Origin of the sequence: Rivularia sp. UHCC 0363, assembly GCF_034931125.1 — a bacterium.
In the GTDB taxonomy this organism is placed as follows: domain Bacteria; phylum Cyanobacteriota; class Cyanobacteriia; order Cyanobacteriales; family Nostocaceae; genus Rivularia.
Genome location: NZ_JAYGHM010000001.1, coordinates 182718 through 192225 on the forward strand (window position 1 = coordinate 182718; position 9508 = coordinate 192225).

A 9508-nucleotide genomic window follows, 5' to 3' on the forward strand; every position below is an offset into this window, starting at 1 on the left:
GTTAGGAATTAAAAATTTTCTCCCCCCATCCCCCCATCCCCCCATCCCCCCATCCCCCCATCCTCTATGACTTCTTCCCGTCAACAAGCTTTAATTGCCCTGCGAGATGTTCATCAGGGAGCTTATGCTGACGTAGCATTGGATCGAGTGCTACGAAAAGTTGAATTACCAGATAATGATCGCCGTTTGGTAACGGAATTGGTTTATGGGAGCGTCAGAAGACAGCGAACTCTCGATGCAATTATTGACCAATTAGCAACAAAAAAATCTCATCAACAACCTCTATTACTCCGCTCGATTTTGCACTTGGGTTTATATCAACTGCAATTTCAAAAACGTATTCCTCCTAGTGCTGCCGTTAATACTACCGTTCAACTAGCTAAAGATAACGGTTTCTCCGGTCTTTCTGGCTTTGTGAATGGTTTGTTACGAAAGTATGTTCGGCTTGGAGAAGTCGAGGGGGGAGAATCTTCTCATATTTCCATAAAATTACCGGAAAATCCTGTGGAACGGTTGGGTATTTTACATAGTTTTCCGGACTGGATTGTCAGTTTATGGTTAGAACAGTTCGGTTTTGCACAGACGGAACAATTATGTGAATGGATGAATCAAACCCCAACTATTGATTTGCGAGTTAATCGACTTCGTTCTTCATGTGAAGAAGTTGAAACGGCTTTACAAAATCAAGGTATTTTATGCGAACGCATTCCTAATTTACCCTACGCTTTACGATTATTAAGTAAGAGTGGTGCTATTAAGAATTTACCCGGTTTTAATGAAGGCTGGTGGACAGTACAGGATAGTAGCGCTCAATTGGTGAGTTATTTACTGAATCCGCAACCTGGTGAAGTGATAATTGATGCTTGTGCTGCTCCAGGTGGTAAAACAACCCACATCGCCGAATTAATGGGAGACGAAGGGGAAATTTGGGCTTGCGATCGCACTGCTTCACGTCTGCGTAAGCTGCAACAAAATACTCAACGTCTCAATTTAAAGTCAATTCAAATTTGTACGGGTGATAGTCGCAATTTAGCTCAATTTCAAAATGCCGATCGGGTATTACTTGATGTTCCTTGTTCGGGATTGGGAACTCTTCACCGTCACGCTGATGCACGTTGGCGACAAACCCCACAAAGTGTAGGGGAACTTTCTATACTTCAAGAAGAACTATTGTTACATACCTCAACTTTTGTCAAGGATAATGGCTGTTTAGTTTATTCTACCTGTACGCTGCATCCAGCCGAAAATGAAGGCGTTATCAAGTCGTTTTTGAAGTCGAGTCCGAATTGGAAAATTGAACCTCCTGCAACTAACTCACCTATTCGTGAATATTCTACAGATGAAGGTTGGATTAAAGTATTACCCCATAAACACAACATGGATGGTTTTTTTATGGTGTGTTTAAGAAAAAAGCCCAGTTAAAATTGTAAAATTTTATTGAGAAAAAATTATTGAAGGAGGTGAACGTGATTAGTAATCCTGATGTCAAAAAATTGTTAAAAATCTTGATTGCAGCTGCTTGGATTGATGGTAGGATTCAGCCGGAAGAAAGACAGTATCTTCAGCAAATAGCGAAAGAAAAAGATATTGCCACAGACCCAGAAATTAAACCTTGGCTGTATGAATTAGTTCCTGTAAAACCAGAGGAATGCTACAAATGGGTCAAGGAATACTTAGGTAATTCTCCCAGCACCGAGGATTGTCAAAATTTAATCCAGGAGATTGGTGGTTTAATTTACAGCGATGGTGAAGTTGCGATCGAAGAAGCCAAGTTGCTAGCTAAATTACAACAACTATCCGATGAAAGTGAGTCACATAAATCGCGTTCAACGATGATTCTTAAACACATTCAAAAACTTTACCGTCGTTGGGTTAAAGTGCAAAACTGAAAAAGATTTAGGAATTAGGAGTTAGGAGTTAAGAGTTACAATGTTTACCCGCTTCAGTTAGTAAACCTCCTAAGAAGTGAGGAATTAATTAATTTTTCTGCTTGATTTCGCTAAAAAACCGTAGCCGTTATTTTAAGTCGGAGGGGTAACTCTCCGGCTTATTTTTTGATTAATTTTGAATTAATCTAAATCTCATTACAACCTATAAACCGGGATTTTCTTCTTTATCAACGTCGGGTACAAAATCAGGACGTTCCTTATTTTCCCAACCAACAGGACGCTTGGAATTGTACCAAGCGATCGAACCGATAGTTACAGCGGCTATAAAGCCAACTACATATACAGCCGTAAAAGCCCAAGGGAAATGAGGTTCGGCTGCTGTTTGTGCAGCAGTTTGCATTAATAAATTCATAAATTTCATCTCCTAAAATAGGCAACATTACCTAATAATGTATTAAATAAAGCGTACCATCTGCATCTATCGGTTGGGAGATGGGAGATAAGGAGACAATTACCAATTCCCAATTCCCCATTAATTATTCTGACGAGGCTGGTTTAAGTCTTTCGCGCCAAGATGATGAACCTGACGTAGGAGCGGATTTCTGTACAGCAGGTGCCGAAGGTTGCTTACGCTTAGGAGGTGATGAGGAACGTTGTTTCTGAGGAGACGATGATGAACGGCTCCTACGAGGAGTAGTTGGTTCCGTACTTCTTCTACGTCTTTGGCTGCGAGATGAGCCAGATGAACCAGAAGATGATTCTCTCAACGAACCCGAACTTACGCTGCGACGACGACGTGTGGGGGTAGTTGATTCCTCTTGCGTTTGAGAAGTACTCCTTCTTCTACGGCTTCTAGTCCTGGTTTGAGTATTACTACTGTCGGAAGTATTTGTGTTAGTTCTTCTAGTAGTTCTACGCCGTGAAGAATTTCTCCTGGTTGTATTTTCCGAATCATCTTCAGAATCGTCTGAATCGTCTGCCTTGCTAGGAACCGCTTTAGTAACAAATCTTCTAGGTTTAATTGGCTCAGCTTTAATAGTACCTTTCCTTCCGTCTAACTTGGGTCGTTGGGGGAATTTCTCGACGGGCATTCCATCGGTGGCTTCCTTCATAAATTGTCGCCAAGTATAAGCGGCGGTGGTACTGTCGCCGTAGGTGGGTTGGTTATTGTCGTTACCCAGCCACACACCCGTTACCAATTGAGGAATAAACCCAACAAACCATAAGTCCCTCGCTTCATCCGTGGTACCAGTTTTACCTGCCACGGGACGATCAATTTGAGCGCGGGTTGCGGTTCCGGATGTAACTACGTTTTGTAGCATCCAAGTAGTGATGGCGGCGCTATCAGCATCTAATGCTCGCTTTCCTTTAAAATCTGCCGACCAAACTACTTCACCGTTACGATTGAGAACGCGGGTAATTGCATGGGGTTCTACGTGCATTCCTTTGTTCGCAAAGGTACCGTAAGCGCTGGTTAATTCTAGTAAATTTACTTCATTAGAACCCAATGCCATCGAAATAACGGGTTTGATTTCGGATTTAATTCCCATCTTGTGAGCTAGGTCGATGGTTGGCTGGTATCCGACTTTCATTAACACTCTTACCGCAACAATGTTAATTGATTTAGTCAGGGCATCGCTCATATTTATCCAGCCCCGGAAGCCTTCATCGTAGTTTTTCGGCTCGTAACCATCAATTACTATTGGTGCATCTAAGTAACCGTCGAGGGGATTTTTCCCGGTTGCTACTGCTGCTGCGTAAACAAATCCTTTAAATGTCGAACCGGGTTGTCTTTGGGCTTGGGTAACGCGATTAAACTTGTTTTGACCAAAGTCTTTTCCCCCAACCATTGCTTTGATTTCACCGTTGCGAGGATCTATAGCAACCATTGCTGCTTGCTTAAATCTTTGCCAGCGTCCTTCATTCTGCAAGGTTTTATCGACTGCTGCTTCTGCTTTCTTCTGCCAAGTTGAATTAAGGGTAGTTTCTACAACTAATCCTCCACCTTCTAATACATCTTTTTCAACGTATTTGGGCAGTTCTTTCTGGATAAAAGTAATAAAATACGGTGCTTCTATGTTCAGTCGCTTGGGCAAACTTGCTTTAACCGTCAAAGGTTCTGATGCAGCTTGTTGTTTTTCTGCGGGTGTAATAAATCCATCTTCTAGCATCCGTTGTAATACTAGATTCCGCCGTTTTTTTGCAGCTTCTGGATTTTCTACGGGAGAAAAGACATTAGGAGCAGGAGCTAAACCGGCAATTGTTGCCATTTCGCCCAAACTCAGCTTATCTAAAGGTTTGGAAAAATAAACCCATGCTGCATCTGCTACACCATAAGCCCCCGAACCTAAATAAATTAGATTCAAATATCTTTCTAAAATCTGGTCTTTAGTTAATTCTTGCTCTAACTTCTGAGCTAAACGAACTTCTTGTAGTTTGCGCGTTACTGTTTTATTCCGATTGAGAAACAAAATCCGCGCTAGCTGTTGCGTAATGGTGCTTCCACCTTGTACTACGTCTTGCGATCGCAAGTTACTGGTAACAGCCCGCAAAATTCCTTGAGCGTCGATTCCACCGTGTTGTTTAAATCTTCTGTCTTCGGAAGCAATAAAGGCTTTTTGCAATTTGTCTGGTATCTGTCCGATTTCAAGCTTCTCTCTTGTCGCTTCGCCTTGCTGATACAAAATTGTACCATCGCCAGCTTTAATTGTCAGGGTTTGCTGTCTGGATGCTGCGTTTAATTGCCCGCGAGAAGGCAAAGTTTTGTCTATCGACCACACGCCATAACTAACAGCGATTATCCCACTACTGACACCCAAAGTTGTCCAAAACCAATAACGACGATAAAGTGGCTTGCCTTTACCAGGTAGTTTGTCAAGTACCTTGACTGAAACTTTTTGAGCTTCACCTAAAAATTGCTTTGTTTTTCCCCCTATTGTTGCTGATGATTTTGTAGTTGATTTAGTCGGCTCCTCTTCAACCCAATGAGCCGGAGGTGACACTTTTTGAGCAATCAACTGCGAATCTTGCAAATCTTCATGATTTTTTCCAGCCCCAACTAATTCTGTTGGGAGCGCGTCTTTTGTCATCGATTCCGAGTTTTGCTCAACAGATCGATCCGGTTGAGAACTCGGCTTATTCTTAAGTCCGTTGGTCAAGCTATTTGCTTGTTGCCTGAACCAAGAGGTAAACTTCGCCACGTTAGTTCCTCGCTTCAACTAATTGCAGCCTAAACACCACGAAAAGCGTTTCAGATTGTTGCCCCATACCCGTGTTAGTATAATATCCTATAGATATTTAGATGATTAAATTAATTAAATAGATTTACTGAATTAAAAGCTTTTATCTAGATTTTCCTCATAAAAATTTGTATTTATTAATACTTTTGCTCCGTAACATCAACTAATTTACCATAAGACTATATATTTGTTTGTATTCGGGAGATATATAGTTTGTATGCAAAGCGCGATTGCTTTTGGTAGTAATATAGGAGATTCACGGGCAATTTTATCAGCATCTGTAAAAAATTTATGTCAAATTCCAGGCATTACACTCAAAGCAAAATCTAATTGGTACAAAACCAAAGCTGTTGGTCCACCGCAACCAGATTATTTAAACGGCTGCATTAGCGTAGATGTAGATTTAGACCCTTTCAAACTATTAGAAATTTTATTAGAAATTGAAAATAAATTTGGAAGGGAAAGAAAAGAACATTGGGGAGCGCGGACTCTAGATTTAGATTTGTTATTATACGATGACTTAATATTAAATAGCCCTACTTTACAAATTCCCCATCCACGAATGATACAGCGAGCTTTTGTATTAGTACCTTTAGTGGAAATTGCTCCCGATTGGATAGAACCAGTTAGCAAACGTGCAATCAAAGAACTTGTGAAAGAGGTAGACTGTTCTGATGTATGCCTGTTTCCAGGTAGCTAATTTTACCTGTTGGCATTGCAATTGGTACATTCAAAAAATTAACTATGGCATTAGGCACAGAACTACCGCAGCTATTACAGCAGCGCTTCTTTTATAAAGGAAGAAAGTTTGATTTTGAAGTGAATCGCTTGCGCTTACCTAACAATTCAGTGGGAGATTGGGAATGCATTCGTCACCCTGGTGGAGCTTTAGCAGTACCCGTAACCTCAGAAGGTAAATTAATACTTTTGCGTCAGTATCGTTTCGCAGTTGCTGGTAGACTGTTGGAATTTCCCGCAGGTACGGTGGAAGATTCGGAAACTCCCTTCGATACAATTAAGCGCGAAATAGAGGAAGAAACGGGTTATCGTGCGAAAAAATGGCAGAAGCTAGGAGAATTTTTCCTTGCACCAGGATATTCAGATGAGATTATCTACGCATATCTAGCCCAAGATTTGGAAAAGTTAGAAATACCGCCGAAATTAGATGATGATGAAGACATCGAAGTTTTGTTTTTTACCCCCGCAGAATTAGAGAAAGCGATTTTACAAGGAGAGCCAGTTGATTCTAAAACGATTTCTAGCTTTATGTTAGCTCGTGCTTATTTGAGTTAGCGCGATCGCATTCATTGCATCACACAGAACCAATGTCTCTCTCTCACCTCTTCGCGCACCAGCTTTTCAACTGTATTTAAGCAAATACTCTCGTATTTGTTCAGATGCCAAAGTAAAAGCTATTTTTTCTGCATCTATTTTTGCTCCCCAGAATATTGCTTGTTTTCCTTTGACTCCTTCTACAGGACGGCTAAACTTTATCGGATTAGTCAATTGATAAGCATAATTTCCTGAAAAACCAACACAACTAACGATTTTTACCGCACCAACAATCGCACCACGTTTGACTTCTGTCGGCTCGATGCCATAATCAGCAAAATAATCGTCACTTTGCTTAGATTGAGAAGCGTGTATTAAAACCCATCCTCTACGATTTGTCGGTTGTGACCGATATTCATCTTTTTTGATTCCTAGACATATAGCATAGGCATAAGGAGCATGGATGCTGATGGCTTTCAGCTTCGGTGGATAATTTATTTCAATACTCATAAGATATAAAAACCATGAAAATGATGCGCTACTAATATAGGCACGTTTTGATGATTTTTATGGAATGATGTTGCTTAAGCCGCGTTATCGTCACCAAACTTTTTTGTTTGAAACCAAAACGCGGGGAGACTACATTTGTTACAGGTGGTTCAAAAAATATTGGTATAATTAATATTGGGTTATACAATCACTACTTGTAAGTTAAAAAACACAACTCAATTTTCCCGACGAGAATTTCTTCGCTTCATTCCTTGATTAGCTCGATCTGCTTCAGGTACTTTCATTGAGTTTTCATCTGGTTCAATCCGAGAACCATATCTAGTTGCATAAACTTGGGTAAATTCGGCACCAAAAAAGATAATTTGGGCAGCGTAGTTAATCCAAGCCAAAAGAACTATCAACGAACCCGCAGCACCGTAAGCCGAACCGAAACTACTGTTACCTAAATATATACCCAGAAGAGATTTACCAATTACAAATAATAATGAAGTCATAGCCGAACCGATCCAGACATCGTTCCAAGCGATTTTCGCATCTGGCATTACTTTATAAATTAAAGCAAACAATACGGTAATAATTGCAAAAGAAATTGCAAAGTTACCGATTTGCCATAACCAATCAAATCCCGGCAATAAGCTGTTAAAGTATTTAAGCATCGCCTCTAAAGCAGTATTAACAATCAGCGATACCAATAATAAAAAGCCTACACCACCAACCATTGCAAAAGATAAAAAACGTTTGCGGATAATTTTCCAAATACTCTGTCCTTTCTTCGGCTCTACTTCCCAAATCGTGTTAAGTGCGTCTTGAATTTGAGCAAAAACGTTACTTGCACCGAACAACAAAACCCCAATACTGATAATTGAAGCAATATTACGTGTATCAGGTTTCTGAGCATTTTGCAGCGCTGTTTGAATTACTTCCGCACCAGCTTTACCCACCAAACCCTGTATTTGTTTAACAATCTCACCGCTAGCAGCTTCATCTCCAAAAACAGCACCCGCGATCGCGATCGCAATAATCAACAATGGTGCTAAAGAAAAAATCGTGTAATACGACAAAGCAGCAGCTAACCGAGAAGCTTTATCATCATTCCATTCTTTAAATGTTTCTTTTAATAACCTCCAAATCTGCTTCAAACTCATCAAAATTCTCCTTCTAGCGGGATGTGACCTTTATTATCACTCATTCATACTAAAAATATCTATCCAAAGGCATCTTCCCAAAGGTGTTTGTATAGGTTTCTTGAGGAAGAATTGCAATTTGATTTACATCTTGACCTATGTCACAAATGAATTCAACAGAAAAATTTGAGTTAGAAAGAGAATTAACTGATTTTGTTCAACAACTCGATGACTGGTTAGAAATGCCGATGGTAGTGCTGGGCTTTGCATGGCTGGCTCTATTAGTCATCGAACTAATTTGGGGAGAAATTCCCTTTCTCAATGCCGTTTCGACAACTATCTGGATTATATTTATTTTTGATTTTCTATTACGATTTAGTTTATCTCCACGCAAACTTAAATATCTTAAAAATAACTGGCTTATAGGTATTTCCCTGTTAGTTCCAGCATTACGAATTTTTCGATTCGTGCGAGTTTTACGCTTAGCAAGAGTTGCCCGTGCCACACGTTCCTTACGATTATTACGGATAGTCGGCTCCCTAAATCGGGGAATGCGATCGCTACGAACTACCATGACTCGCCGAAATTTTGGCTATGTACTAGGACTCACTTTAATTGTGACTTTTGTAGGGGCAGCGGGAATGTATGCATTTGAAAGAGATCTTCCCGACGGAGAAGGGATAAAAAGTTACAGCAACGCTCTCTGGTGGACGGCAATGTTGATGATCACTTATGGAGGTGACTATTCCCCGCAAACTGCTCAAGGACGAGTCTTATGTTTTATATTAGCTCTGTATGCCTTCACCGTATTCGGGTATTTTACAGCAGCAATAGCTACATTTTTTATTGGTAGAGATGCGGAAGACGAAGAAGCATCATTAGCCAGTTCTCAGTCTATTACTGCCTTACACGAGGAAATCAAAGCATTAAGAACGGAAATTCAAGCAATGAGAAACGGGGAATAGGGGACAAGGGGAAAATTCACAATTACCAATTACCAATGCCCAATTCCCAACTCTCAACTCCATTCAGTTAAAATCAAGATATTCAATATTATTAAGTATCGGCTGTGGACACTGCAACTTGCCCTCGCTGCAAACAAACTATAAACTCCCAGGCTGTGACCTGTCCTTTTTGTCGTACCCAGCTTAAAGCTTACGGACATCCCGGAATTCCTTTACATCAAGCTAGGGGGGATGAATATCTTTGCGACACCTGTACCTACCACGCTAATGATACTTGCAACTACCCCCAACGCCCCTACGCTAAAGAATGCACTCTTTACCAAAATTTAGAAGAACGCAATTTACAATTACTTGCTCAAAATCAAAAACCAAGTTTGAATGTAAGCATTAATAATTGGGTAAGACGCAATCAAAGTTTATTATTAATACTCGGTTTGCTATTTATCTGTTTCTTATTAGTTCTGTACCGCTCTTAGGGATTAAGGAATAAAGAGAGATGGGGAGAATAA

10 protein-coding genes are annotated in these 9508 nt (G+C 40.3%); 6 read left to right on the top strand and 4 right to left on the bottom strand.

Features of this window, described 5'->3' with window-relative positions:
* Positions 1–66 precede the first annotated feature (66 nt).
* The gene (locus VB797_RS00745) at positions 67–1422 is read left to right on the top strand and encodes a 16S rRNA (cytosine(967)-C(5))-methyltransferase (RefSeq protein ID WP_323235698.1); all 1356 of its coding nucleotides are present in this window, start codon (positions 67–69) and stop codon (positions 1420–1422) included.
* Positions 1423–1466: 44 nt separating this feature from the next.
* Positions 1467–1889 carry a TerB family tellurite resistance protein gene (locus VB797_RS00750; protein WP_323235699.1) on the top strand — a complete coding sequence of 141 codons (423 nt, stop codon included), beginning with the start codon at positions 1467–1469 and terminating at the stop codon, positions 1887–1889.
* A gap of 202 nt (positions 1890–2091) precedes the next feature.
* Here the strand turns inward: VB797_RS00750 and psb35 are convergent, their stop codons facing one another.
* Complete coding sequence (gene psb35 / locus VB797_RS00755) at positions 2092–2301, bottom strand: photosystem II assembly protein Psb35 (RefSeq protein ID WP_323235700.1); 210 nt, start codon at positions 2299–2301, stop codon at positions 2092–2094.
* Between the two features lie 124 nt (positions 2302–2425).
* A complete protein-coding gene (locus VB797_RS00760) occupies positions 2426–5089 on the bottom strand; it encodes a penicillin-binding protein 1A (RefSeq protein WP_323235701.1) in 2664 nt (887 codons plus the stop codon).
* A gap of 256 nt (positions 5090–5345) precedes the next feature.
* Here VB797_RS00760 and folK point away from each other — a divergent pair, with 256 nt between their 5' ends.
* Together folK and VB797_RS00770 are read left to right on the top strand one after the other, a co-directional pair.
* Positions 5346–5828, top strand: a complete 483-nt coding sequence (gene folK / locus VB797_RS00765) for a 2-amino-4-hydroxy-6-hydroxymethyldihydropteridine diphosphokinase (RefSeq protein ID WP_323235702.1) — start codon at positions 5346–5348, stop codon at positions 5826–5828.
* A gap of 44 nt (positions 5829–5872) precedes the next feature.
* Entirely contained in the window at positions 5873–6421 is a 549-nt protein-coding gene (locus VB797_RS00770; protein WP_323235703.1) for an NUDIX hydrolase, read from the top strand.
* Positions 6422–6487: 66 nt separating this feature from the next.
* Here the strand turns inward: VB797_RS00770 and VB797_RS00775 are convergent, their stop codons facing one another.
* Together VB797_RS00775 and VB797_RS00780 are read right to left on the bottom strand one after the other, a co-directional pair.
* Positions 6488–6910 carry a hypothetical protein gene (locus tag VB797_RS00775; RefSeq protein ID WP_323235704.1) on the bottom strand — a complete coding sequence of 141 codons (423 nt, stop codon included), beginning with the start codon at positions 6908–6910 and terminating at the stop codon, positions 6488–6490.
* A gap of 215 nt (positions 6911–7125) precedes the next feature.
* Positions 7126–8055 (bottom strand): YihY/virulence factor BrkB family protein, encoded by a 930-nt coding sequence (locus VB797_RS00780; RefSeq protein ID WP_323235705.1) that lies wholly within the window; start codon positions 8053–8055, stop codon positions 7126–7128.
* Positions 8056–8192: 137 nt separating this feature from the next.
* Here VB797_RS00780 and VB797_RS00785 point away from each other — a divergent pair, with 137 nt between their 5' ends.
* Both VB797_RS00785 and VB797_RS00790 read left to right on the top strand, forming a co-directional pair.
* On the top strand, positions 8193–8999 hold the full coding sequence (locus tag VB797_RS00785; RefSeq protein WP_323235706.1) for a potassium channel family protein: 807 nt from the start codon (positions 8193–8195) through the stop codon (positions 8997–8999).
* 104 nt (positions 9000–9103) lie between these two features.
* Entirely contained in the window at positions 9104–9475 is a 372-nt protein-coding gene (locus VB797_RS00790; RefSeq protein ID WP_323235707.1) for a hypothetical protein, read from the top strand.
* Positions 9476–9508: the final 33 nt, after the last annotated feature.

Excerpts from the sequence above, each read along its gene's own strand:
- VB797_RS00745 (WP_323235698.1), top strand. The coding sequence starts at position 67 with ATGACTTCTTCCCGTCAACAAGCTTTAATTGCCCTGCGAGATGTTCAT.
- psb35 (WP_323235700.1), bottom strand. The coding sequence starts at position 2,301 with ATGAATTTATTAATGCAAACTGCTGCACAAACAGCAGCCGAACCTCAT.
- folK (WP_323235702.1), top strand. The coding sequence starts at position 5,346 with ATGCAAAGCGCGATTGCTTTTGGTAGTAATATAGGAGATTCACGGGCA.
- VB797_RS00770 (WP_323235703.1), top strand. The coding sequence starts at position 5,873 with ATGGCATTAGGCACAGAACTACCGCAGCTATTACAGCAGCGCTTCTTT.
- VB797_RS00775 (WP_323235704.1), bottom strand. The coding sequence starts at position 6,910 with ATGAGTATTGAAATAAATTATCCACCGAAGCTGAAAGCCATCAGCATC.
- VB797_RS00780 (WP_323235705.1), bottom strand. The coding sequence starts at position 8,055 with ATGAGTTTGAAGCAGATTTGGAGGTTATTAAAAGAAACATTTAAAGAA.
- VB797_RS00785 (WP_323235706.1), top strand. The coding sequence starts at position 8,193 with ATGTCACAAATGAATTCAACAGAAAAATTTGAGTTAGAAAGAGAATTA.